The organism is Mesorhizobium sp. M8A.F.Ca.ET.021.01.1.1, assembly GCF_003998025.1.
Taxonomy (GTDB): Bacteria; Pseudomonadota; Alphaproteobacteria; order Rhizobiales; family Rhizobiaceae; genus Mesorhizobium.
Genome location: NZ_RZSJ01000026.1, coordinates 1 through 22,736 on the forward strand (window position 1 = coordinate 1; position 22,736 = coordinate 22,736).

Here is a 22,736-nt window from a genome sequence, read left to right on the forward strand (position 1 = left end):
GGGAAGGCGAGCTTGTCGGACCGCAGCGACAAAATGCCATCCTCGCCAAGGAATTCATATTCGCGAATGAAGGAGTTGCCACCGCGCTGGCGACGGCACCGCCGGTGTCGGAGACCGTGCCGTAGTTGCGGATGCGGAGGGGTAACTCGCCTCGATCATCTCGATCGGCACATTCGCCTGGTTGCGCCCATGTGCGGTACCCCGACCTGGCCATCATGCGACTGACCAGCGCCCCAGGTGCCCATGACCGTCTCGGTGAAGACATAGGGGCTTGCCGTTATGCCAGCCACCGAAGGTCGGGACGCTCGATCCGCCCATCCCGTCGGCGGTGAAGCGATCGGGCAACGGAGCCGCGAGTGCCCCGAACATCGCATCGATAATTCGGTAGCCGGTAATTCCGCGCGCGCCGCAGGGCGCGGGATGCACGGAATTGCGGCGGTGCCAAGCGGCGCGGCGACGACTATGGCGCGCTCGAAGCCGCGACAGTTCGGTATTTCCGACTTCATCACCGAGCGCAGCGCGGTATAGACACTTGCTTTGGTAAAGGGGAGCGGGGTGTTGATGCCGTCCTTGACCGGCTTCGACGATCCAGCGAAGTCGACCGACAGTCGATTGCCGTTGATCGTGACCGCCAACTTGATGATGATCGGCTCGGGCGTTTTGCCGAGCCCGTCGATGTGATCGGTGAATGTGTAAACGCCATCGGGTAGCTCGGTGATCTAAGCGCGCGTGAGCCGCTCGGCGTAATTATGAAGTTCCTCCGCGTAGGCAAGGATTTCCGTCAGGCCATAATGCCCGAGCAACTCCATGAAGGACCGGCGACCGGCCGTGCAGGCAGCCATTTGTGCCTTTCAGATCGCCTAGGACAATACCTGGGACGCGGACGTTGAAGCCGATAATCTCCCAGATCGCCTCGTTCAGGACGCCGCCGTCGTAGAGCTTAAGAACGGCAAGCGGAGCCTTCCTGGAAAATCTCGGTCGCACCGAGCGCATTCGAGCCCGATTGCGTTCTCCTTGTGGAGTTGCTCAGACGGATGGACAGTGACGATGAGATCGCCGCCGGAATACTCCTCGACCTGTTCGGCGAAGACTTTGTGTGTCTTGCCCTCGGAGCTGTCGGGCTGTTTCGTGGCCAAACACCACCCGGTCGGTGTGTGAGCCGCAGCCGAGAACGCTTGCGAAACGGCCATGAACGACAGCGCCCGGATTTTCGCTGCGGCAATGTCAAAGCCCTTCAAATTCATTCCTTCGGTTCTCTTCTACCGGTCGGAGCTCCCCAACCACCTCCCCCAGGCGTTTCCAGGATGACCGCATCTCCAGCGTCGAGGGTCATCGTTCCCTTGCTGGGCGCCCTCGTGAGCTCTCCCTTTTTTTCTATCCAATTGCGTTCTGTCGCCCCCACCATGCCACCATGCAGGCCATAGGGGTTGAACCGGCGACGATCGGTCTGCAACGAGACACGCGCTTCGTGCCCGATGACACGCAGCGAGCGGATGACGCCGTCACCGCCACGATTGGCGCCTTCTCCCCCAGAGTTTTCGCGCAGCTCGTAGCGTTCCACCCTCATCGGGTAGCTGATTTCTAGCGCCTCGATCGGCGTGTTGAGCGTGTTCGACATGTTGGCGTGCACCGCGCTCATGCCAGGGCCCATCGGCCGCCCGCCCTGGCCGCCGCAGATTGTCTCAATGTAAGTGTACGGTTTGCCGTTGCGCGGGTCGACCGCCGACGCCGACGAGGTTCATCGTCCCTTGGCTCGCGGCGGCGATCCGGTCCGGCGCGAATTGCGAGAACGCCTTCAGTACCGTGTCGGCCAGACGCTGCGTCGTCTCGGTGTTGGCGGCGCAAACGGCGGCCGGCATCTTTGCGTCGAGAAACGAGCCCTCAGGAATCAGGATCGTGACCGGGCGCATGACGCCGGAATTCGGCGGCAGCGTCGGGTCCATCAGGATCTTGATGGAGTAGAAGACCGATGAATGAACCATCGCCTGGACGGCGTTGATGTTACCGCGCCGCAAGCGCGAAGACCCGGTGAAGTCAAGCACCATCTTATCAGGCATGACATCCACGCGCAGTTTGATCACGACCGGATCGTCGCTCGAGCCGTCGTCGTCGAGGCAGTCCTCCGACGTCCAGCTGCCGCTCGGAAGTTCGGCTAGCCGCTTCAGCACGCGACGTTCCGTGTAGTCGAGAATGGCAGCGAAGCCGTCTTCGAGCGTTTGAGAGCCGATGCGATGGGCCAGTTCGTCAATGCGGCGAATGCCGATCCGGAGCGCTGCGAGCTGGGCGTTGATGTCGCCCTTACGCTCTTCCGGCGTCCGCACGTTGGCGAGGATCATTGCCATAATGTCGGTCTGCTCGGTACCCTGACGATAGAGGCGAACGGGCGGAATGATGAGGCCTTCCTGGAAAATCTCGGTCGAGCGGCCCGGCATCGAGCCCGGCTCCATGCCGCCGACGTCGGAGTGATGCGCGCGGGTTGCGACATAGGCGATGCAGCGGCCTTCGACGAACACGGGAGCGACTAGCGTGATGTCGGGCAGATGCGCGCCACCGACGTAGGGGTCGTTGAGAATGACGACGTCACCCTGTGCCAGTGGTTCAATGAGGGCGAGGGTCGGACCAACCGCCCTCAGCATCGAGCCCAGATGGACGGGCACGTGCTCAGCCTGCGCAACGAGTTGCGCCTTGGCATCGAAGATCGCGCAGGAGGCATCCATGCGTTCCTTGATGTTCGGCGAGAATGATGTCAGCTTCAGGACGACACCCATTTCCTGAGCCGTCGCTTCAAGGCCGTTTTTGAGGACTTCGAGGCGGAGGGGATCAAACCCGGTCATTGCGCAACCTCAACGATCATGTTGCCGGACACATGGACGGTCAATCGGTCGCCGGGATAAAGAATGGTCGTCGCCGAGATTTCCTCAACCACCGCAGGACCGCAAATCGTGTTGCCGGCCAGAAGCGCGGCGCGATCGTAGATCGGCGCGTCCTGGAATTCGCCCCTTTCGAGCTGATTGAACGGCTCGAAATAGATCTTGCGCGATCCCTTGAGTGCGGCTGGAGGCGGTAGCGACATTCCCTCGGCGAGCTTCGGCAAGACCGGCGTGTCGATCCGGCCGATGCCGGTCACGCCGATACCCACGATTTCGATCGGGTTCGAGGGATCCGCATGGCCGAAGCGTGCAGCGTGGGCGGCGTGGAAGTTGTCCGGAAGCTTGTCCCAGAAATGCTTATCGGTTATGTCGACGAGGATCGGCAGGTCGTAGCTCTGGCCGAGGTAGCGCACGTCGATCTTGACCTCGATGTCGCGCTTTTCCTGCCGCACGCCGTCATGGTCGAGATGCGCGTTCGCCTTAGCAACCTGCGAGCGGATGATGGTCGATCGGGTTGGCGATCTTTTCCTCGATAACCTTGCGCGCAGCCGCCAGATCGAGACCGAGATCGCCACCGAGTCGCGACTTCTCGTCGAAGCGACCGAGCACGAGATTGGCGTCGGTAACGGTTGGCAGGATCCCGCCGCGGCCGTAGCAGACTGGCCACGGCACGGCTTCCGCACTCATCGGACCGACGCGCAACGCGCCGCCGTCGTCGATCCAGGCGATTGAGCCACCGCCCGCGCCGATTGCATTGATATCGATGACCGGTAGCCGGATAGGCACTGTCTCCAGGCTCGCCGAACGCGTGATTTCCGGGCGCCCGTTGCGGATGAGGCTGATGTCGGTCGAGGTGCCGCCGATATCCATGGTGATGATGTCAGGAATCCCGGCGAGTTGGGCCACATGGGCACTGGCGACGACGCCGCCGGCCGGCCCGGACAGGACTGTGTGCACTGGCTTTATCCGCGCGCTGTCGAGGCTCATGAGACCGCCTGCCGCGTCCATGACCATCATTGGCTTTTCGCTGGAAAGCGCGAGCCCCTCCCGCGCATCTACGAGCATACCGTGCAGCGACTCCAGGTATTTTCTGCATAACGGGGCGGAGATAGGCGTTCAGGACCGTCGTCGACGCCCGCTCGTACTCGCGGAATTCCGAATTGATCTCGGTGGAGATGCAGATGGCGACGCCAGGAAGCGACTCTTCGAGGATCTTGCGTACGCGCTCCTCGTGAGTCGGATTGGCATAGGAGTGCAGGAACAGGACGCCGACAGCCTCTACATTGGCCGCCTTGATCGCAGCGGCGACCTCATGCACATCCGCCTCGTTGAGCGGCTCGATTTCCGTGCCGCCCGGCGCCAGACGACCGCGGACGGTGAAGCAGAGGTCCCGCGGTACCAGTTGCTCGGGCGGACGATTGTAATGTCGAACAGTGTCGGTCGATTCTGCCGGCCGATCAGAAGGATATCACGGAAGCCGCGATTGGTCACGAAGGCCGTGCGCGCTCCCTTGCGCTGAATGACGGCGTTCGTCGCCGTGGTCATGCCATGGCCGACGTAAACGACCTCACTCCCGGTGCCGCCCTGCAGAAGAAGAGCCCGCTTCAGCCCGGTCACGGTGCCCTGCGCACGATTGACAGGCGTGGTCGACACCTTGGAAACCGTTATGGTCTGGGTAGCCTCGTCGTATGCGATGCTGTCGGTGAATGTGCCACCGACGTCCGATGCACACGAATGCGCCTGCTCATTCACCGCTTTGTAACGATAACGTTTCCGTTACCGTAAGCAATGCTGTATGGTCTGGCAAGACATATTATGGGCAGGCCTCGCAGTTTTCTTTTAGGAAACAAACTAAGTTTTCGTCCGATTCGAAAGGCAAACGTATGATCGTAGCACGTGCCAACGTAGGCCAGCCGCAAGTCGCTGAAGGTCATGGCATATCGGAAAAGAGCTCGCGCACGCGCGCCGCCATTCTGGCCGCTGCCGAGGCGGAGTTCGTCGCGAATGGCCTGAGCGGTACGAAGATGGAAAGTATCGCCAAGGCGGCCAGAGTGAACAAGGCGTTAGTTTATCGCCATTTTGAGCGCAAGGAACTGTTGTTTCAGAGGGTACTCGTCAACGCCTATCGGCGAATGCGCGAGGCCGAAGCCGTGCTCACAATCTCCGCCGACCCGATGGTCGCGCTCGATCAGCTATGCGAGTTCACGCTCACTTACTATCGGAAAAATCCTGGGTTCCTTGTGCTGGTTGGAATCGCGAATCTCCATCATGGCGACAATTTGCGCTCAGTGCCGCGCTCAGAATTGGCAATCGACAAGCTCATGACGCTCGTGGGTGGCATTATTGCCCGCGGCGAGGCGACCGGCGTGTTTCGGAAGAACCTCAATCCAGCTGATTTGTGGATCTCCCTATCGAGCCAGTGCTGGTTCAGCGTAGCCACGGCCTATACGGTCGAAGTGTCATTCGGCAAGAGCATTCTGGAAGACCAGGAAGCAGACAGGCGGCTGGCGACGATCAAGGAAGTGATCCGCCGCTACGTGCTCGCGTGAACGCTGAGTCCCGCGTAGTGTCGCTCCGCCCGCCCGATCTTCTTTTCAAAGATGGGAGGTGCGCGGCAAACTGTAATCAGATTTCGAAGATTGTTCGTGGCAAGCGAGAGAATGTTTCGGCGCCGCTTTCGGTCACGCGGAAGCTTTCACTGATCACATAGCCGAAGTCTTCGTCTATCCAGTTTCCGAGCATCAGGTGAAAAGTCATGTTCGGCCGAAGCACGGTCAGGTCATCTTCCTTGAGACTCGCCGTTGGTTCCAGCCACTCGATTCCTTGGGCGTAGCCGCATCTGGTTTCTTTCGCAAAACCGTGCTTTTTCAGCGTTTTATTGAAAGCCATAGCGACTTCGGCACAAGTGGCACCTGGCTTGACCGCGGCAAGCGCAGCTTCCAGTCCTGCTACCTCTCCCTCGTGCACTCGACGCAACTGCTCCGACGATTTGCCGATTGACAGAGTTCGCATCAGCCCAGAGGTATACCCATGACGCACGCCGCTAAACTCGAGGTTGATCTGCGAACCGTCGTGGAAAACATCTTCTGCCCACCTGATATGCGGCGTGGAGGAACGCGGTGAAGCACATAAAAGAAAGTGCGACAAATCCGTGCTTGGCTTGCCATTCGCACCTCGGATCAACGTCGAGATGATCTCTGCCGCAGCATCAGCTTCTCTAACGCCGGGCCGGATTACCTCTACCGCTCGCAACATTCCCGCATCAGTGATCGCCGCTGCCTCCCGCATCATAGCGATTTCAAGGTCGGATTTAATTAGCCGGATCCAAGCGACTGCTTTGCTAAAATCTACGATTTTGGCGTCCGGCATCCGGGTCCTGAATTTCTCTACCGATTCCGGCCTGAGGGATTTAATTTCCATCCCCACCCGCCCCGCAAGGCCACCTTCATGCAGGAAATCAATTATTGCATCATAGCCATCTTTGTCAGGGTTTGCGATAAGCGCTTCTGGATAGCCAATAACTCGATTGCTATCGAAGAACATCTGATGAACAGCGCCCGGCGCATCACAACGGCGCGTCACAAAGGTCGGCTCCTCATCTTTCAAGGAAACGATCAGCGCTTCCGGGATGTAGCCAGATTTGGCAGTGTATCCGGAAAGATAGGTGATATCCGCCGAAGTGCTTACCAATAAGGCATCGATCTCGCGTTTTTCCATTTCCGCCTTAACTACGGACAGCCGTCGCAGATATTCAGCCCGGGGAAACGCTTGTGGTCCTTTTGGCATCGCCATTGGTTTTAACTCCTTGCCTGGTGTGGGGCCGTCCGTCGGTAGGGTAATTTAGGGCAACAGCACGCGCCCAAGTGTCCGAAAAGCGTAAAGCGCGGGGGAACTAGAGGGGTAGAATCGTCTGCCTCTATGAATGGGATTGTCAGCAATTGAGAGATACTGACGAAGGCCACGATGTCTCTTGGATGATTGTGGCTGCGTACCCCATTTCAACGGATCGAAAGATCAGGGCAACTCAGCCTCTGGCGTTGTGTGCAGTCTCCGGATGTTTGGATGGCGCGTTGTTCAGCCGACATCCGAGGTTAGGACCTTTGTGGCGCCAAGCTCTGCAGATGCCGGAAAGTTTCGCCTCTGTGCATACGTCGCCTATTGATCCTCTAACTGTCGATCTCAAGTTGCGTCAAATTCAGTTTGCATATGTCATGATCTAGAAGCGAGATGCTCCCCCAGGAACAATCCTCGGCGTGGCCCATCCGCTGCCCTTGCGGTGCTTTTGGGTTGCTTTTGCGGGTGCCACCCTTCCCATGTCTTCGCCAAGCGGGTGGTAGGCCACGACCGGATTTGAACCAACGCTTGATGCGCGGCGCTAATGAACCGCTTTCTTCCAGGCGGCGGGCCTGAGGTTGGAAGCATGGAAGCGGAGTCACTCATGGACCCATGCATCCAATCCGCAGAAGGTTTCTCTCAACGGCCCTGACCTAAGACCCTGAAGCTCCCCCAATTTTTGACGGACGAAAAAGGCTCCACGGTGGTGCGTAGGTTCGCCCGGCATAGTGGGGCAAGCCGTTCTGCCCGCACAACCTCCCCAGGTGCGCGGTGAACCGCTTCACCTGCGGCGCCACCGCTCCGACGTGCACTGTTCCTGTTGCAGCTCCATCTTCGGTCACGACACTTACAGACACAACCTACTATCTCGCTTGCCGCGCGGAATGCTTGCCATCTAGGCGGAACGCGCTCCCTTGAATGAAAGTGCGGCATGGGGAACGATTGCACATGACACCGCTTCGCGATCTTAAATTGACTGGCGCCCGACCTGCAAGAGAACCGGATCCCGCCGTCGGCAGCGATTGCAATGCCCTGACCATACTATCGCTTTTGCCGCCTCGCTGCGAAGAACAGAGTATTCTTTGTGGGCCTTGCCGGCACTTAAATCGCCGCATGAGACGATGTTTTTTCCTTCATTGAGCGCCACCACGTAAAATAAATGGCGACCACCCAAAGGACAGGCAGGAGCATTAACAGAGAGGAAACCGCGGCGATTGTAGGATCAATCGAATGACTAATGTTCTCCCGCATCTTTAGCGGTAAGGTCTTGATTGAGTAACCGCGTACCAATGAGGTTATCACCACTTCGTCAAATGAATGAATGAAGGCAAAAACGGCCCCTCCCAGGATACCAGGCAGAATCAAAGGCAGAGTTACTCGTCGGAAGGTCTGGACGGGACCCGCCCCCATGCTCATGGCAGCTTGCTCTAAACGTCTATCAAAGTTGGCTAAAGTCGCTGAGACAATCACGACTACGTAGCTTGTAGCCCCAATGCTCTGCGCCAGGATTAAAGAGCCTGCGATCCAAATGATCTTCTCGACCAGCTTCTGGCAGGAGGCGCAGCCAGTGCAGCCTTCGAACAGGGCGGCCTGCTGGATACGCTCAAGAAGGCTCTGACCGAGCGCGCCTTGAACGCGGAGATGGACCATCATCTGGCGAGCGGCGAAGGCGCTGGCAATACGCGTAACTGCTACGGCCGCAAGACCGTGACGACGGAAACCGGACATACCGCGTGATCGCCACGCCAGTTTCCATCCGCAACTAATCGCCAAGTATCAGCGTCGCTTACCCGGCTTCGACGAAAAGATCGTGTCAATGTATGCGCGCGGCATGAGCACCCGGGAGATTACCGGGCACCTGCATGATCTGTATGGCGTCGACGTGTCGCCGGATCTGATCAGCACGGTGACGGACGCCGTGCTCGATGAAGTCGCCACTTGGCAACAGCGCTCGCTCGATCCGGTTTATCCGCTCATTTTCTTCGAACCCGATCCGGGTCAAGACCCGGGACGAAGGGATGGTTCGCAACAAAACCATCCATATCGCGTTGGGCGTCCGCGCCGCTGGCGCCAAGGAGGTACTCGGCCTGGCTCGAGCAGAATGAAGGCGCCAAGTTCTGGCTGCCGGTGATGAACGAGCTCAAGAACCGCGGCGTCGATGATATCCTGCTGGCCGTCATCGATGGCCTGAAAGGCTTCCCCGACGCGATCACCGCCGTTTCCCGGAGGCGATCGTTCAGACCTGCATCGTCCACCTGCTGCGCAACTCCATGGACTTCGTCTCCTGGAAAGACCGCAAAGGGCTTGCGACAGCGCTCAAGGACATCTACCGCGCCGTCTATGCCGATGCTGCCGAAAAGGCGCTGACGGCGTTCGAGGCCGGCCCATGGGGCCAGCGCTATCCCGCCATCGGCCAGAGCTGGCGGCGTGCCTGGGGCGAGGTCATCCCGTTCTTTGCGTTCCCTGACGAAGTCCGCCGGATCGTCTACACCACAAACGCGATCGAGGCGCTGAACTCGAAGCTCAGGCGGGCTGTCAGGGCCAGGGGCCACTTCCCCAGCGATGGCGCGGCCACCAAGCTGCTCTACCTGATCTTGAACCGGTCCGAAAAGAGTGGAAAATGCCGCCACGTGAGTGGTCCATGGCCAAGGCCCAGTTTGCCGTCATCTTCGGCGAATCGCTTCATCAAAGCCATGGCGGCACAATGTTGAACCGCCCACCCGCACACGGAATTCCTGACAGTCCCCCATGGCCGATGATTTGATCCGTGGCGACGAGAAGAGGGTGTGGGCGGACGCCGCTTACGACACCCATGCCCGCCGCGCCCGGCTCAAGGCCGAGGGCAAGAAGGTGCGCATTGCGCGCCGCCCCAACAAGCATCATCCGCAGTTGCCGCCGCGGCTCAAGCACTACAATCGCCTGATCGCCAGACGCCGGGCGACGGTCGAGACCACCTTCGCCACGCTCAAGAACCGTATGAGATTGACCGCAATCCCCTATGTCGGGCTGGCCAAGGCGACCGCCCAGGTAACGATGGCGGCGATCGCATTCAACATGCGCCGATGGACCGCCATCACGGGATAGGTGCGCCTACAATCCGGCCGCAAGAGGCCGCACCGCCGCCAACCCCCACCCAAGGCGACAGAGCTCAAGAATACGAGCGAAACCCCCTGCAATCCGATCCCTTCAAACATCCCTCCGCTACTGCGCAACAGGCCCCTATTTAGGCAGAAAATCGGAACGAAAGGGCCTCGCAGCCTGCGCCTTTGGGCACAACGAGGAAACCTATGCTCACGCCAGGCGCTTCGAGATCGAATGTAAGGTGTGGTGCTCCGGTCATTGATCTATCTCCATTATGGAAGTAATTTCGCGCATTCTGTGCACTGCAACTCGTCACAATTCTACAGCTTGGCAGAGAGCGCTTCGCACACGGCTGGCAGCCCGACCGACGCGATGACTTCTAACCCGCGGTTGTCGCCATGTGCAAAGTCATTCCAGCTAGACCATGATATAAACGGATCTCCAGGATGAGGGTCCGAAAGGACGTCTAATGCGGCGGCCATGTCGCGCACCGTTCGACAGAAAACAAATTCGCGAGTGCGACCAAATGAGCGTCTTGGACCTGAAATCCGTCCGCGGGATCGGAATGAGCCCGAAAAGACCGCACCAGGATGCAGGAATGCGAATTGACCCGCCGCCGTCGCTGGCATGTGCAAGGGGGTGATGTCGGCAGCGACCGTCGCGGCAGCGCCGATGAGGACCCCCTGCAGATCGTTCCAGATTCCATGGATTGGCGGTAATGCCATTGAGTTCACTCATACCTGAGGTACCCAACTCCGGGCATGTTGTTCTCCCATGGTACGGAGCCCTGCGTCTCGCGCGCGGCGATAATAATGGCTGTCGGTTCGGGGCCGATATCCTTTGAAGAGACGGCTCCCCTGTTCTTGAGGGCGCCGAGATGCGGTAGCGCCAATATCCTTGCGAAGGAAAGGTACTCCGCCCAAGATGCCTTCGTCCGAGACGACAACTGTCTCGACAGTCTATGACGGCGTTGATGCGTCGATTGACCTCGTCATGGCCGTCACTTCGGCCGCCTTCACGAGAGAGGCCAAATCGGTAGCATCGTGGTCGGCATATTCGCTCATTCTCATTCGACAGATCCTTACTCACCAACTGCTCTATTGATGGCTGTCGCAGTTGCGTTCCCAACCTGCCCGGTTTGCCAATGCCGAAGCGTACCCGTGACATCACTCTCAATAGCGATCGGATCGACGGCACGCAGGTCTCCAGAACGATGGAACTGTGCGGTCGGCTGGTGAAATCGCCATTGTTCAGTCCCCAATTGAGAACAAGGAGGATCCAAGGAGGAGGTGTGGCCCGTGAGAATGACCGGACTTCAGCACGAATTTACCTCGTCGAGACCTCGTCCGTGTTGCAGATAATGCAACTGTATTGCAACTAGGTTTGAAACGTGACAGGGGTGTGAACACTTGTCCAGTGGAGCTGAGGAGTCATCGATGAATTCTGTCAAACATCCCCCGAGCGCCCGTGACCGAGCCCGTGGTGAGGTTACAACCGTGCAACGGGCATTGAATCTGCTGAGGATCGTCGGCGCGAGTGAAAGGCCGATCGGAGTAAATGAGATCGCGCGGCGGCTAGAACAGCATGCAAGCGCGGTTTCCAGGACACTGTCGACGCTTGAGCACAACGGATTCGTCGAGCGCGATGAAGAGACTGGACGGTTTGTGCTCGGAGTTGAGCTCATCGCGCTGGCGAGCAGGCTTCTTGCTGAACTTGACGTGGTCCGGGTGGCGCGACCCTATCTGGAGGAACTTGCCGAGAGCACGAGGGAAACGGCCTCGCTCAGTCTTTGGAACAAGACGGAGGCCATCAACATCGAGCACGTACTTGGTCCTGGGTCGATCAAGCACATCGCGGCACCGGGGCGCCGCAATCCGGCGCATTGCACGGCTACTGGAAAAGCCATGCTGTCGCAGATGCCTGGGTCAACCCTGGAAGAGGTTTTGGCGCTCGGGCTAGAGCGCTACACGGACCGCACGATCACCGAGGGGAACGCGCTTGAACGCGAGCTGCGTTGCGTGCGCGAACGAGGATACGCGCTGAATGTGGGGGAGTTCATTCCCGAAACCGCCGCCATCGCGGCCGTGATCCACGATCGGAGGGGGAGAGTTGTGGCCGCAATTGCCGTTACGATGCCGGTTTTTCATTTCACCCAGCAAAGTGAACGCCAGCTGGCGCCTCTTGTCATGAATGCGGCGGCAACCATCTCGCGGCGTCTAGGACATCACGGTGCTCAGACGATATGATCAGCAAAGCAACATGCCCAGTGACCTGAGCACATCGGTATTCGCTTCATGTGGCGCTACGGCGAGGTCCGAAAGTCTCTCGCGTCTGCCGTCGATGACATCTTTCGTTCAAAAGAGCAACGGCAGCAATTACGCCCTCCACGCCCCGGCGGGCTTTGCGGCGGCGTGGACCCGGCCCGGCCCCGCAGACGAGCCAAGGTGATTTATGCGAGGTACACTTCAGGCTCGGCTGCCGGTTGTCCCTGTCCCGAAATTGCCGACGCAAGCGCCGAGAGCTGGACGAAGGCGGGTCCACAAATCGGCTGCTTAACTTGTCGGCCGCCCGAGCGCCCACATAATCATAGGCGACGACAAACTTTCCGTCTGACCACAATCCGTGAGGACTTGTGACAGCATCAGTTCAGCTGCTTGTTCGTCGGAGCTGGTCGAGCGTCCAGGCAATGCGAAATGCTGTTTCCTCGGCTACACCAGGCCCATGTGAAGCGCCGCTGTGGCCGCCCACCATCCGCATGCGGAAGACAAGCTCGGGATCGCGATCGGCCGCGCAGGACCGACGCTGCGCCACGTAGCGAGCGGGCTGGTAATAGAGCACCTGGCCGTCGTCGAGCGCGGCGTCGATGTACGTCGGCGGAAGTGGGCGATCAGCGCTGAGGTTGTAGTACGGGTCGTAGCTGCGCAGGTACCGATACTCGTGGGCGATGTGGGGATCTCCGTACTCCGCCGTTTCATGTAGCGCGTACGGCATCGTGAAGTCCAGTTCGGTATCTAGGATGTCGGCGACTGGAACCTCGGCGAGCACGGCGCGGAACAAGTCGGGCCGCAAGCCGGCCGTGGCAAGCACGGTACCCCCGCCACCGCTCTTTCCCTCAATGACGATGCCGTCGCGGATGGCAATCCCCCGCTGAACGAGCCCCTCTGCAGCGGCGATCAAGTCTGTGTGGGTAATGCGCTTTTGATCGCGGGTAGCCGCCTCGTGCCATGGACGTCCGAGCTCACCGCCCCCTCGTACGTGCACGATGCCGAAAGCAACTCCGCGATCGAGCAGGCTCAAGCGCTTTGTTATGGATGAGGGCCACGAGAAGAACGAGGGCCATCTCGGTATTCCGTAACAGCCGTACACATTCAATAGTACCGGCCCCGGGCTTGTTCGATCGCGCCGCGCGACCAAGGAGATCGGGACCTGCACCCCGTCTTCCGCCTCCGCCATGACCACCGTCGCCACATATTGAGCCGCGTCATATCCCGGAATTCGGGCCTGGTACAGGACTGCCGATCGGTCGTCGACAAGATCATGCTCGATGACGGTGTCCGGCGTCACAAACGAGCTAACCGAGTAGGTCAACTTCGAGCTTCGGAACGGATGCCGTGCGACCGAACAGTGCCCCCCTGCCGACAGGCCGACCATTAGAGTGCAGCTCGGCTGGTCGGGAACGATCGTGGCCCCAACCCGCCCGCTTCCGTTACGCGAGATCAGGCGAGGACGAAGACCTTCTCGTTCCAGGACAACCAGATGCTGTTCGAGCACGTGGACCTCCTCGAGGGTCACGCCGTTCCGATGTGGTATGACTTCTTCCCAGCGCGATGGCGACGGGTCGTCAATCGGCGCACACACGAGCCGCCAGTACGGTCCAGCATCGTCCACCCGAAACAGGAACCTGTCGCCCCAGTGCTCGGCATAGATCTCGTGCCCAAGTTCACGCTTCACGATCCGGCGCCACTTGCCCTGCGGCTCGTCGGACGGAAGACACCACACCTCTACAGCGCCTTGCTGAACGCTGAAGGAATAGGTCGTAACTACGTCGAGGAACAACCAGGCGCCGCTATCAGAACGCCGAACCAGCACCGCCAGTCGCTCATTGGCCTCCTCGAACACCACCTCGAAGTTTCCGACGTCTACGTCCAAGCGGACAATCTGATCGACATGCCGCCGATCACTCCGCTCCCGTGTAAGAAAGAGCGTGTGATTGTCGGCGGCCCAGACAACGCGCCGGGCGCGACCCGAGTCGCGCCATATGTCACGGCCGGCGGCCATGTCCCGCACTCTCAACTCGTAGCGCTCGTCGCCGATGAGATCAAAGCTGAACGCCACGTAACGCCCATCGTCGCTCGGCTCGAACACACCGAGCTGATAGAAGACCTCGGCCCCAGCAATCGCGTTCGGATCGAGAACAAGCTCGGCCGAGCCTCCGGTCACCGGCCGGCGCCACCATGCGGGATGACACAAGCCCCGCTCGTGACTTTGGAAGTACTCGAAAGGTCCAACCTGGAACGCTGGTGCGGCGACGCCCTCGCAGGTCTGACGACCTTCGATCTCGGCGATGAGTTCCGCCTTGAGCCCCTTCAGGTGAGCTGTCGCTTGCTCCGCATAGCTGTTCTCGGCTTCCAGATAAGCGCGGACATCGGGATTCTCCCGGTGTTGAAGCCATCGATACCGGTCTATTGTTACGTCGTCATGAAGCACCCTGATCCGCGGCTCGGAATGGGGAAGCGGCGGCTGTAGGCGTTTGTCTCCCATCACACTTCCCTCACGTGGAAGCAAAAGTAAGGATTGCCGCGGCAGCCCTCAAAAATATAGTTTCTTCACTAATGCCCCCCGCCCGACTAGCGAGCAAACCGCTCAAGAAATCATGACCCATGAGATGCCTCATTGTTTTTCTCTTTCCGATTTTGACAGCATAGCGTTCAGCACGACGCAGAACTTGCTTACAATAGCGACGTGCATGCTATTCTCAGCCATCATTAATAACATGAACTGCAAAAAATCCGCTGTTACATAGTCATAAACACGCGGGCGACCGTTTCAGCTACCTAGATGATGGCCCTGCAGCTCGCTTGCTTTGCTATTGATTAGACCTTCAAGCTTATGCCGGAATTGACAAGCATAGAATTAAGCTATCAGCTATCGCGAATCCAGATGCTCAATGCTCGCCGGCGGCGGGGACAGGCCGGTGCGGTGCACGGCCAGGCAACGTCGATCGCGTCGAATCGAAGTTATGGCCAGTTGTACGCTCGAGGTGGGGGCCGAAAAGCAAGCGCCTGTGAACCGCGCATGGCCGCGAGCGAAGGTTAAACGTTGGCGCCTTACGCAACTGACTGGCTCTGTGTTCTCAACGGACCGATTGACGGCCAGTGCCTCCGCACTATCTCGAGCAGCAGCTTGTGCCCAACTGGCGAGTTCGCTCGACCAGGCCGTATTGGCGCCGCTGGATTTCGCGGTTGTTCATGACTTGGCAGCTTGTCAACTGCCGGATGTAGACGATGGTCGGCAAAGGTGCTCAGCGGTGATCTTGCTCATTGCCCGCCTCCTTCAGGTTCGCGGATCGACTGTCCGTCGGCTGGCACGGACGCCGCTTCGATGAGTAGCGATTGCAACAGAGCCACTCGCTTCAGCCGATCGTCGGTCGGACATGTCGGTTGGTGGCGCAGCGGGCGCGAACAAATCCAGTTGAATGCGCAGTGGGATCTTCATCCGCATGTCCTCCTCCAGAGATCAAGTCTCTCGGAAGAGAAGCTACGAGATGATCGACAAGCGGGCGAAGTTCGAGGAGGTATTTGGGGGACGATGGGCTCGGCAACGACCCAGCAAGGCGACAAACGCCCGCAACCGCCGCCTGGAGCCCGCCCATAAACAGCATACCAGTCGATGATTTGCACGGGGTTGGAGTATCAACCACTGAGCCCTTACTGACCGGCATTGGCTGACCTTCACTTTGTCAGCCAACACGCGGACATATGCTGTGGTCCCACTTCGAGGGCCGGCGGCTCCTCCTCCTTGCAGCGGTCGAAGGCAAGCGGGCAGCGCGGATGGAAACGACAGCCCTTCGGCACGCGTGCGGCACTTGGAACCTCGCCCTGCAGGGCCGGTAGCTTGCTGCGATCTGCGTCGCCGCGAATCTGCGGCGTGGCGTTGCGCAGCGCGACGGTATACGGATGGCGGGGGTTGAACGTGATCTGATCCGCTGTGCCGATTTCCACCAGTCGCCCAAGATACAACACCGCAATCCGGTCGGCGATCAACCACGCGAGCGGCAGGTCGTGGGTGATGAACAGCAGCGCCATGTGGTGTTTGTCACGCAAATCCACCAGGACCTGAAGAATCTGTGCGCGTATCGAGACATCGAGCATCGACACAGGTTCATCGGCGACGATGAGTTCCGGCTTCACGGCAAGCGCTCCGGCAATCACGACCCGCTGTCGCTGCCCGCCGGACAGTTCGTGCGGGAAGCGGGGAAAGAAATCGCCGGAAGGATTAAGCCCGGCTGCCGCAAGCGCTTCGCTGACCCTCTCCGTAAGTTGGGAATGGTTCTCGACCAACCGCAGGGAGCGCAACGGCTCCGCCACGATATCGAATACGGTGTGTCGCGGATTGAGCGCCTGATAGGCGTCCTGGAAGATCATCTGCACGCGACGCCGGTAAGGACGCAGGGTCGAGGAGCCTCGCTCCGACGTCATGTCTCGGCCTTCGAACAGCAACCTGCCGCCTGTCGGCTGAGCAAGTTTGGTGATGACGCGGCCCACTGTCGTCTTGCCGCTCCCCGATTCCCCGACCAGGGCAACGATTTCACCCTGTCCGACGTTCAAGTCGATCCCGTCCACCGCACGCACTGCACCGGCAGGTCGGCCCAGAACACGGTCGAAGAATCCGCCACGGATCGGGAAGTGGACCTGCAGGCTTTCCAGACGCAGGATGTCGGCAGTGTCAGGCATGAATTGCGACCTTGTCCTCTTGCGTCAAGGGCCGGTGAAGGTGACAGGCGACGCGGCCCCGCCGGACTTCGTCGAGGCTGGGGACTTCGGTCGCGCATACCGTCATTGCAGACGGGCAACGTGAATGGAAGGCGCAGCCTGAGGGTCGATTCACCAAGTTGGGAGGATCACCGGGGATAGGCCGGATCATCCGTTTGCCGTTTGCTGGGTTTGGTATCGATTCGATCAGCAGCTGGGTATAGGGATGCTTGGGTTGCGCGAAGACATCGGCGACAGTGCCATCCTCGACGATGCGGCCAGCGTACATAATCATCACGCGATCACAAGTCTCGGCAACAACAGAAAGGTCGTGGGTAATCAAAATCAGGGCAAGGTTAAGCTTCGATCGCAAGTCCCCAAAGAGCTTGAGAATCTGAGCCTGTGTAATGACATCGAGCGCCGTGGTGGGCTCGTCGCCGATGACAATCGAGGGGCGACATGCGAGTGCCATCGCAATCATCACCCTTTGACGCATCCCACCCGACAGTTCGTGAGGATAGGCTGCACCGCGGTCCGCCGGAATGCCGACCAGTTCGAGCAGCTCCCTTGCCCGCACGGTGGCCTCGCTGCGCGACAAACCGAGCCGCAGGATGCATGGCTCGGCGATCTGCTTGGTGATGCGGTGAACGGGATTGAGCGCATTCATCGCGCCCTGAAAGACGACGGACGTCTCGCTCCAGCGGTGTGGCCGCATGGCGACATCGTCATTGATAGGCAGTCGCTCTCCGCGATAGCGTACCTCGCCCTCGCTTACCCGCGCGTTGGGCGATAGCAGACCCGCAATCGCCATTGCGGTCGTGGTCTTTCCACTGCCCGATTCACCGACGAGGGCAACGGCCTCTCCGGCTCGAAGCGCAAAGCTTACGCCATCGATTGCACGCGATGAAAGGCCCTTGAGCTTGTAGTCAACAGAGAGCCCGTCGACGTTCAGAAGCAACGCCGTGCTCCGGGAGGGTTCTGTCATGGGATCACCCTCCGGCGTGGATTGAACGTATCGTCGAGGGCATTGCCAATCAGGACGAAGCTAAGCGCAACCGTAAGCGCGCACAGCCCGGGGGCGCCAAGATACCACCAGGCTCCAGCACTGGCGGCGCCGGCGCGCTGAGCGAGCGATAGCAACGTGCCCCATGAAGGCTGCAAGGGATCGCCAAGCCCAAGGAACGAGAGTGAAGTCTCGATATAGATTGCGCCGGAGACGACCAAGGCGCCATTGGCTGCAATTTGCGGCACGAGATTGGGCAGGATGTGCTGTACCATGATGCTGAAATCGCTGCTTCCCACCACCCGGGCACGATCAACGAATGTTCGCTCCTTAAGCGAGAGTGTCTGGCTGCGAACGATACGAGCAACGAACGCCCAGCTGGTCATGCCGATGACAACAATGATCACAAAAAGAGAAGGGCGGAAGCCAAGGATGTCTCCACCGCGCCCCATCACCTCAAGGACCACAGGCGTGATGACCAGCGCGAGCACGAATGAAGGCATAACAAAAAAGAAATCTGTGATGCGCATCAGCCAGACATCCACCCAGCCACCAAAGTAGCCCGAGGTCATTCCGACCGTGGTGCCGACGATGAGGCTGATTACAGTCGCCAGCAGCGCGATCGTGAGTGATATCCGGGCACCATGGACGACCAGATTGAGCACGTCTCGCCCCACCTCATCCGTCCCCAGCAGATGCTGGCTTGATGGTGGTGCGAGGAAGTCGCCGGTTGCATTGATCGCAGTCTGCAGAGGTCCCACCAGAATATTCGGCACCGCTGCCAGCACAAAAAAGAAGATAAGGCATACTATACCCAGCTGAGCCCCGCCATGACCAAGAAATTGACGCAGAAAGTCTTTGATAGCCCGCTCTCGGCTGCGCTTAGAATATTGAACAGTATTTTCACTCATTGCCTAACTCTTGGATCGAGAAGACCGTAAGTAAGATCAGCGACGAGGTTCGCGACAACGATCGACACACCAAGCAATAGGAATATCCCTTGCAGAACTGGATAGTCTCTCGCGTTGAGTGCCTCAACAGTTAAGTTGCCTATGCCTGGCCATGCGAATACAGATTCGACGGTAATAGCACCCGCCACTACATAACCAAGATTTAGCGTCACCAAGGTCATGACTGGTAGCATTGCATTGCGAAAGGCGTGACGCATCAACATTTGGAGGTCAGTCAGCCCCTTAGCCCGGGCAGTTACCATGTAGTCCTCGGCGACAACATCGCTCATAGCAGCACGAGAAACCACAACGTATTGCCCGATCAGACCAAGAGCCACTGCGGACACGGGAAGTACGAGATGCCGCAGATAATCTAACAATAAGTCAAGAGAACCCTTAAGCGCGCCCGGAGAATATCCACCGTAGCCAGGTAGCCAGCCCAATGCCGTGCTAAAGATGACCACCAGAAGCATGCCGACCCAGAACGATGGCGTTGAATAGAGGGCGAGAGAGGCACCCGTCGTGATATGATCGACGACTCCTCCCCTGCGCCAGCCCGCATACATGCCGAGCGTGACCCCCACAACGATTGCGATGAGCTGAGCGATGCCGACCAGTGCAATAGTGGCCGGCAGCCGCTCCAAGAGCAGGCCTGCGACCCGCCTGCCCCTGAACTTGAAACTATAACCGAGGTCGCCATGAAGCGTTGCTGACACGTAGTCGACAAGCTGGTCCGGCACCAGCGGCCGCTCAAGGCCCCAACTCTTCCGCTGCGCTTCCAACTGCTCAGCGGTCACAGAAACTCGTGCCCCGCCCAATAGCAATTTAGCGGGGTCGCCCGGAATGACTCTGAATAAAATGAAGTTCAGAATTACTACCATCGAAAGCGTTACGGCTGCTCTGAGAAGGGCATGCCCAATGTGCCGCGTGGTCCGGCCACCATTGGCAGCCATGTCAGATTGACCTCAAGCGATCGAACGGAAAATAGGTCCACATCGACACCATGTCCTGTGTCCCCCAGCCCTCGAAACAATCTGTGCGATGGGCGTCGAGCACGAGGGGATAGCATAGCATGATATAGGGTGCTTCGCGATAAATGAGGCGCGCCGCCTCATCGACCAGTTCCTGGCTCTTCTTAGGGTCGACGGTACTGTCGACCTCGGACAAGAGCTTTTCGAAGTTGTCATCGGTCCAGTATGACATGTTTGGGTTGCCGATGGCCTTGCTGCTCCCCATCCTAAGCAGGTCGTGAGGTGTGGGAGATGGCCAGTTGCTGGCTACGAGCAAATCCCAGCCTCCGCCGCCATCCGCCGGCGCCGCCGTGCGGGCAGTGAGCGCGCCGGAGTCGAGTTGGGTAACCGATAAAGGTATGCCGACTTGTTGCAGCCAGCCAGCGATAAGCTGCACGACCGCAATCGGCATCTCGAGGACACCCGAGAACTTTCCGGTAATCAGATCGAGCTGGAAGCTGTTGCCCTCCTTGTCCTCCCGGACGCCGTCTCCATTCTTGTCGCGATAGCCGGCGGCATCGAGTCGGCGGCCTGCCTCGGCGAAATCGAAGTGGCGCCTGATGTCGTTTAGGTCCGAATAGTAATCGGCCGCCACCGGCATTACCAGTCCCACGCCAGGGTCCGCGTGCCCGCGGTAAGCTCGGTCGACGATGGCCTTCTGGTCGATCGCATAGCCGATCGCGTCGCGAAAAGCCGGGTCCTGCAGGGCCTTGGTGCTGCCTGCCCCCTTCTCCGAGAGAGTGTTAAAGGCCAAATAATTACGCTGCTCAACGCGCGATTCACCGACCTTTATGTTGGGATCCTTTGAGAGGTCGGCCCATTGGGCGGCCGTGAGACCGCTGCCGTAATCGAGGTCGCCGCTCTTCAAACCCTGCGCGACTGAATCGATTGTCGTGACGTATTGCAATATCATGCCGGCAGTTTTTGGCTGTCCTGTACGGAAATAAGGATTTGGCGTGAGGCGATCAAACTGACCTTGTTTAAACTCCGCAACGATCATAGGTCCAGTTCCCACCAGCGGGGGATTATTGCGGAAAGTGCCGCGAGCATCGGCGTAGCTGATATCCTTCCAAATGTGCTCGGGGACAATTAGAAGGTAGTTGTCAATTGGCCAGCGCGTAGGAGCCTTCGTTACTATTTGCAAAGTCTCATCATCAACAGCCTCTATGAGATCGATTTGGTCCATGCCGTCGGTGTTGTTGAGACCCCGATTTAGTTCGTCGGGCTTGCCAATGGAGTCGCGTAGATAATTATAGGTGAACGCAGCGTCCCTGGCCGTCGCAGGCTGACCATCCGACCACTTCATGCCAGGCCAGATCTTAAAGGTCCAGGTGAGCTTGTCGTCAGCGACGGACCACTCCTTCGCAAACCCCTTCCGATCCTCGTGGCGCTGCGCGTCCATACCCACCAAGCAGTCATAGGAGAAAACCAGGGGCCAGAAGGAACCATAACTCGCAAAAGGGTTCATCGTGTCCGGGGTGCCCATTGTGCCGAAGCGCACGATATGATCACCACACGACGAGGCAAACGCGTTTGAGTGCATGATCCAAGGCGCGGTTGATCCCGCAAGCATAGCCTTCATCATGGCACGGCGGTTGAGCTGCCACTCGTTCATTCTGTCCTCCCTTTAAATTCTAGTGCACCGCAATTTCAAACCGAACGCGCATAGCCTAGGCCATGTCTTGGCGTGATGCAGCGGTTCCCTTCGTTTGCGTTGAAGATGATGGTCGCGGGCAAAGACGGAATGCAAGAACAGAATCAATATCGCAGGTATCTAGGATTTAGATGGGGTTCTCTGATCGTGGAGCTGATTGCAAGCTCCTGTCGGCGTATCCATGTTCCTGCCGGCTCTGTGGTTCTCTTCGCGGTTAACACTGGGTCGCCGCATTTAGCGTTCAAGACGTGGGTGCCTCAATGTAATCGACGCAGTAGTACCTTAAGTTAGGGCTGCCTCCCCATCCACGAGATCACGACGCCATCATCCCGGCAGGGACATTCACCGCCGAAAGGGCGGATCTTGCTTAATGCTTAGCTGGTGATCGCGGTCGCCTCCTCCTTCGACCAGCGGAATTCGCTGACGTCGATCCAGATCCGATGCATGATCACAGCCAGTCTGCAGGGTACGCCTCCGGCGGAGGCCGCCTTGCGAGAAGATGGCACGGTAGCGAGGCTGCGCTCTTAAGGTCGTCCTTACGAGCGTGGTTAGCAGCACAACATGAGCCATGTGACGTTATTGACCGGGCCGGAGCGGCGGCGCCGTTGGAGTGAAGCGGATCAGTGCCGGATACTGGCCGCGGCATTCGCGCCTGGGGCCACAGTGGCGGCGGTGGCGCGTCAGTACGATGTCGCGACCAGCCTGATCTACAAGTGGCGCCGCACGGTGAGAGCCCGCGAGACGGGCTTTGCCGAAGTTGTCGTGGCTCCCGATGAGCCTGTCGCCGTTTCGCGGCCGGCGGCATCCCCAGCGGTGATCGAGCTGGAGGTCGCCGGCAAGGTGCGGCTGCGGATTCCGCTGACCACGCCGCCAACACTGGCGGCGGCGATGGTGAAGGCGCTAGGGGTTTCATGATCCCGGTTCCGAGCCAGGTGCGTATCTGGTTGGCAGTCGGCCAGACCGATATGCGTCGCGGAATGCAGGGTCTCGCTCTACAAGTTCAGGAGACGTTGGGCCGGGATCCGCATGCCGGCGATCTTTATGTCTTCCGCGGCCGCAGCGGCAACCTGATCAAGATTATCTGGCATGATGGGCTCGGCATGTCGCTGTATGCTAAACGGCTCGAGAAGGGCCGGTTTCTATGGGCGTCGCCGGCGGACGGCACGGTTTCGATATCACGGGCGCAGCTTGCCTACATGCTCGACGGGATCGATTGGCGCAACCCGCGTCACACGTTCCGACCGCAGCGCGCGGGCTGAGTTTTTCTTTGAGTTTGCGCCATTTTCCGCGAGTCAGCGGACTCGTTTTATGATTCACTCCAAGGCATGGTTGCCACCGCCCAGGGTGCTGTGCCGGACGATAT

At 59.1% G+C, this 22,736-nt stretch carries 18 protein-coding genes and 4 pseudogenes; 6 read left to right on the top strand and 16 right to left on the bottom strand.

What is annotated here, in order from left to right; translation table 11 throughout:
- Positions 1 to 917 precede the first annotated feature (917 nt).
- From EOA36_RS37690 to EOA36_RS38040, 7 genes and pseudogenes are all read right to left on the bottom strand, one after another.
- Entirely contained in the window at positions 918 to 1,238 is a 321-nt protein-coding gene (locus EOA36_RS37690) for a hypothetical protein (RefSeq protein WP_210212404.1), read from the bottom strand.
- Positions 1,239 to 1,240: 2 nt separating this feature from the next.
- On the bottom strand, positions 1,241 to 1,687 hold the full coding sequence (locus EOA36_RS38020) for a hydantoinase B/oxoprolinase family protein (RefSeq protein ID WP_348628165.1): 447 nt from the start codon (positions 1,685 to 1,687) through the stop codon (positions 1,241 to 1,243).
- Positions 1,683 to 2,834, bottom strand: a complete 1,152-nt coding sequence (locus tag EOA36_RS04575) for a hydantoinase B/oxoprolinase family protein (protein WP_245460081.1) — start codon at positions 2,832 to 2,834, stop codon at positions 1,683 to 1,685. The genes EOA36_RS38020 and EOA36_RS04575 overlap by 5 nt, the downstream gene beginning before the upstream one ends.
- Entirely contained in the window at positions 2,831 to 3,322 is a 492-nt protein-coding gene (locus EOA36_RS38025; protein WP_245460082.1) for a hypothetical protein, read from the bottom strand. Before EOA36_RS38025 ends, EOA36_RS04575 begins: the two co-directional genes overlap by 4 nt.
- A gap of 28 nt (positions 3,323 to 3,350) precedes the next feature.
- Positions 3,351 to 3,935, bottom strand: coding sequence for a hydantoinase/oxoprolinase family protein (locus tag EOA36_RS38030; RefSeq protein WP_245460083.1), 585 nt, complete (start codon positions 3,933 to 3,935; stop codon positions 3,351 to 3,353).
- Between the two features lie 193 nt (positions 3,936 to 4,128).
- Positions 4,129 to 4,272 (bottom strand): annotated as a pseudogene (locus tag EOA36_RS38035) (hydantoinase/oxoprolinase N-terminal domain-containing protein); the annotation flags it as partial.
- A gap of 50 nt (positions 4,273 to 4,322) precedes the next feature.
- Positions 4,323 to 4,622 (bottom strand): annotated as a pseudogene (locus EOA36_RS38040) (hydantoinase/oxoprolinase N-terminal domain-containing protein); the annotation flags it as partial.
- Between the two features lie 131 nt (positions 4,623 to 4,753).
- On the opposite strand from EOA36_RS38040, the gene EOA36_RS04585 reads away from it, so the two are divergent.
- Positions 4,754 to 5,419: a TetR/AcrR family transcriptional regulator gene (locus EOA36_RS04585; RefSeq protein ID WP_126101833.1), complete on the top strand. Its 666-nt coding sequence runs from the start codon at positions 4,754 to 4,756 to the stop codon at positions 5,417 to 5,419.
- 76 nt (positions 5,420 to 5,495) lie between these two features.
- Here the strand turns inward: EOA36_RS04585 and EOA36_RS04590 are convergent, their stop codons facing one another.
- Together EOA36_RS04590 and EOA36_RS04595 are read right to left on the bottom strand one after the other, a co-directional pair.
- Positions 5,496 to 6,662, bottom strand: a complete 1,167-nt coding sequence (locus EOA36_RS04590; protein WP_126101834.1) for a Xaa-Pro peptidase family protein — start codon at positions 6,660 to 6,662, stop codon at positions 5,496 to 5,498.
- A gap of 1,143 nt (positions 6,663 to 7,805) precedes the next feature.
- Complete coding sequence (locus EOA36_RS04595; protein WP_245460383.1) at positions 7,806 to 8,213, bottom strand: ABC transporter permease subunit; 408 nt, start codon at positions 8,211 to 8,213, stop codon at positions 7,806 to 7,808.
- On the opposite strand from EOA36_RS04595, the pseudogene EOA36_RS04600 reads away from it, so the two are divergent.
- Both EOA36_RS04600 and EOA36_RS04605 read left to right on the top strand, forming a co-directional pair.
- Positions 8,197 to 9,415 (top strand): annotated as a pseudogene (locus EOA36_RS04600) (IS256 family transposase). The gene EOA36_RS04595 and the pseudogene EOA36_RS04600 overlap by 17 nt on opposite strands.
- Positions 9,416 to 9,446: 31 nt before the next feature.
- Positions 9,447 to 9,788, top strand: a pseudogene (locus EOA36_RS04605) (transposase); the annotation flags it as partial.
- Positions 9,789 to 10,202: 414 nt separating this feature from the next.
- On the opposite strand, the gene EOA36_RS38895 reads toward EOA36_RS04605, so the two are convergent.
- Positions 10,203 to 10,952 carry an amidase family protein gene (locus tag EOA36_RS38895; RefSeq protein WP_348628166.1) on the bottom strand — a complete coding sequence of 250 codons (750 nt, stop codon included), beginning with the start codon at positions 10,950 to 10,952 and terminating at the stop codon, positions 10,203 to 10,205.
- A gap of 269 nt (positions 10,953 to 11,221) precedes the next feature.
- Between EOA36_RS38895 and EOA36_RS04615 the strand changes: the two genes are divergently transcribed.
- Positions 11,222 to 12,031, top strand: coding sequence for an IclR family transcriptional regulator (locus EOA36_RS04615; protein ID WP_127229477.1), 810 nt, complete (start codon positions 11,222 to 11,224; stop codon positions 12,029 to 12,031).
- Positions 12,032 to 12,431: 400 nt separating this feature from the next.
- On the opposite strand, the gene EOA36_RS04620 is transcribed toward EOA36_RS04615, so the two are convergent.
- The 6 genes from EOA36_RS04620 to EOA36_RS04650 form a co-directional block, all read right to left on the bottom strand.
- The gene (locus EOA36_RS04620; RefSeq protein ID WP_126101837.1) at positions 12,432 to 14,546 is read right to left on the bottom strand and encodes a S9 family peptidase; all 2,115 of its coding nucleotides are present in this window, start codon (positions 14,544 to 14,546) and stop codon (positions 12,432 to 12,434) included.
- Between the two features lie 1,190 nt (positions 14,547 to 15,736).
- Complete coding sequence (locus EOA36_RS04630) at positions 15,737 to 16,738, bottom strand: ABC transporter ATP-binding protein (RefSeq protein ID WP_126101838.1); 1,002 nt, start codon at positions 16,736 to 16,738, stop codon at positions 15,737 to 15,739.
- Positions 16,731 to 17,741 (bottom strand): ABC transporter ATP-binding protein, encoded by a 1,011-nt coding sequence (locus EOA36_RS04635; RefSeq protein ID WP_126101839.1) that lies wholly within the window; start codon positions 17,739 to 17,741, stop codon positions 16,731 to 16,733. Before EOA36_RS04635 ends, EOA36_RS04630 begins: the two co-directional genes overlap by 8 nt.
- Positions 17,738 to 18,670: an ABC transporter permease gene (locus EOA36_RS04640; RefSeq protein WP_126101840.1), complete on the bottom strand. Its 933-nt coding sequence runs from the start codon at positions 18,668 to 18,670 to the stop codon at positions 17,738 to 17,740. The genes EOA36_RS04635 and EOA36_RS04640 overlap by 4 nt, the downstream gene beginning before the upstream one ends.
- Positions 18,667 to 19,662: an ABC transporter permease gene (locus EOA36_RS04645; protein ID WP_126101841.1), complete on the bottom strand. Its 996-nt coding sequence runs from the start codon at positions 19,660 to 19,662 to the stop codon at positions 18,667 to 18,669. The genes EOA36_RS04640 and EOA36_RS04645 overlap by 4 nt, the downstream gene beginning before the upstream one ends.
- 1 nt (position 19,663) lies before the next feature.
- Positions 19,664 to 21,334, bottom strand: a complete 1,671-nt coding sequence (locus tag EOA36_RS04650) for an ABC transporter substrate-binding protein (RefSeq protein ID WP_126101842.1) — start codon at positions 21,332 to 21,334, stop codon at positions 19,664 to 19,666.
- A gap of 600 nt (positions 21,335 to 21,934) precedes the next feature.
- On the opposite strand from EOA36_RS04650, the gene EOA36_RS04655 reads away from it, so the two are divergent.
- Both EOA36_RS04655 and tnpB read left to right on the top strand, forming a co-directional pair.
- Entirely contained in the window at positions 21,935 to 22,288 is a 354-nt protein-coding gene (locus EOA36_RS04655; RefSeq protein WP_126101843.1) for a transposase, read from the top strand.
- Positions 22,285 to 22,632, top strand: coding sequence for an IS66 family insertion sequence element accessory protein TnpB (tnpB, locus tag EOA36_RS04660; protein WP_126101844.1), 348 nt, complete (start codon positions 22,285 to 22,287; stop codon positions 22,630 to 22,632). The genes EOA36_RS04655 and tnpB overlap by 4 nt, the downstream gene beginning before the upstream one ends.
- The last annotated feature ends 104 nt before the right edge of the window (positions 22,633 to 22,736 follow it).

Excerpts from the sequence above, each read along its gene's own strand:
- EOA36_RS04575 (WP_245460081.1), bottom strand. The coding sequence starts at position 2,834 with ATGACCGGGTTTGATCCCCTCCGCCTCGAAGTCCTCAAAAACGGCCTT.
- EOA36_RS38030 (WP_245460083.1), bottom strand. The coding sequence starts at position 3,935 with ATGCTCGTAGATGCGCGGGAGGGGCTCGCGCTTTCCAGCGAAAAGCCA.
- EOA36_RS04585 (WP_126101833.1), top strand. The coding sequence starts at position 4,754 with ATGATCGTAGCACGTGCCAACGTAGGCCAGCCGCAAGTCGCTGAAGGT.
- EOA36_RS04590 (WP_126101834.1), bottom strand. The coding sequence starts at position 6,662 with ATGGCGATGCCAAAAGGACCACAAGCGTTTCCCCGGGCTGAATATCTG.
- EOA36_RS38895 (WP_348628166.1), bottom strand. The coding sequence starts at position 10,952 with ATGTCACGGGTACGCTTCGGCATTGGCAAACCGGGCAGGTTGGGAACG.
- EOA36_RS04615 (WP_127229477.1), top strand. The coding sequence starts at position 11,222 with ATGAATTCTGTCAAACATCCCCCGAGCGCCCGTGACCGAGCCCGTGGT.
- EOA36_RS04620 (WP_126101837.1), bottom strand. The coding sequence starts at position 14,546 with ATGGGAGACAAACGCCTACAGCCGCCGCTTCCCCATTCCGAGCCGCGG.
- EOA36_RS04630 (WP_126101838.1), bottom strand. The coding sequence starts at position 16,738 with ATGCCTGACACTGCCGACATCCTGCGTCTGGAAAGCCTGCAGGTCCAC.
- EOA36_RS04635 (WP_126101839.1), bottom strand. The coding sequence starts at position 17,741 with ATGACAGAACCCTCCCGGAGCACGGCGTTGCTTCTGAACGTCGACGGG.
- EOA36_RS04640 (WP_126101840.1), bottom strand. The coding sequence starts at position 18,670 with ATGAGTGAAAATACTGTTCAATATTCTAAGCGCAGCCGAGAGCGGGCT.
- EOA36_RS04645 (WP_126101841.1), bottom strand. The coding sequence starts at position 19,662 with ATGGCTGCCAATGGTGGCCGGACCACGCGGCACATTGGGCATGCCCTT.
- EOA36_RS04650 (WP_126101842.1), bottom strand. The coding sequence starts at position 21,334 with ATGAACGAGTGGCAGCTCAACCGCCGTGCCATGATGAAGGCTATGCTT.
- EOA36_RS04655 (WP_126101843.1), top strand. The coding sequence starts at position 21,935 with ATGAGCCATGTGACGTTATTGACCGGGCCGGAGCGGCGGCGCCGTTGG.
- tnpB (WP_126101844.1), top strand. The coding sequence starts at position 22,285 with ATGATCCCGGTTCCGAGCCAGGTGCGTATCTGGTTGGCAGTCGGCCAG.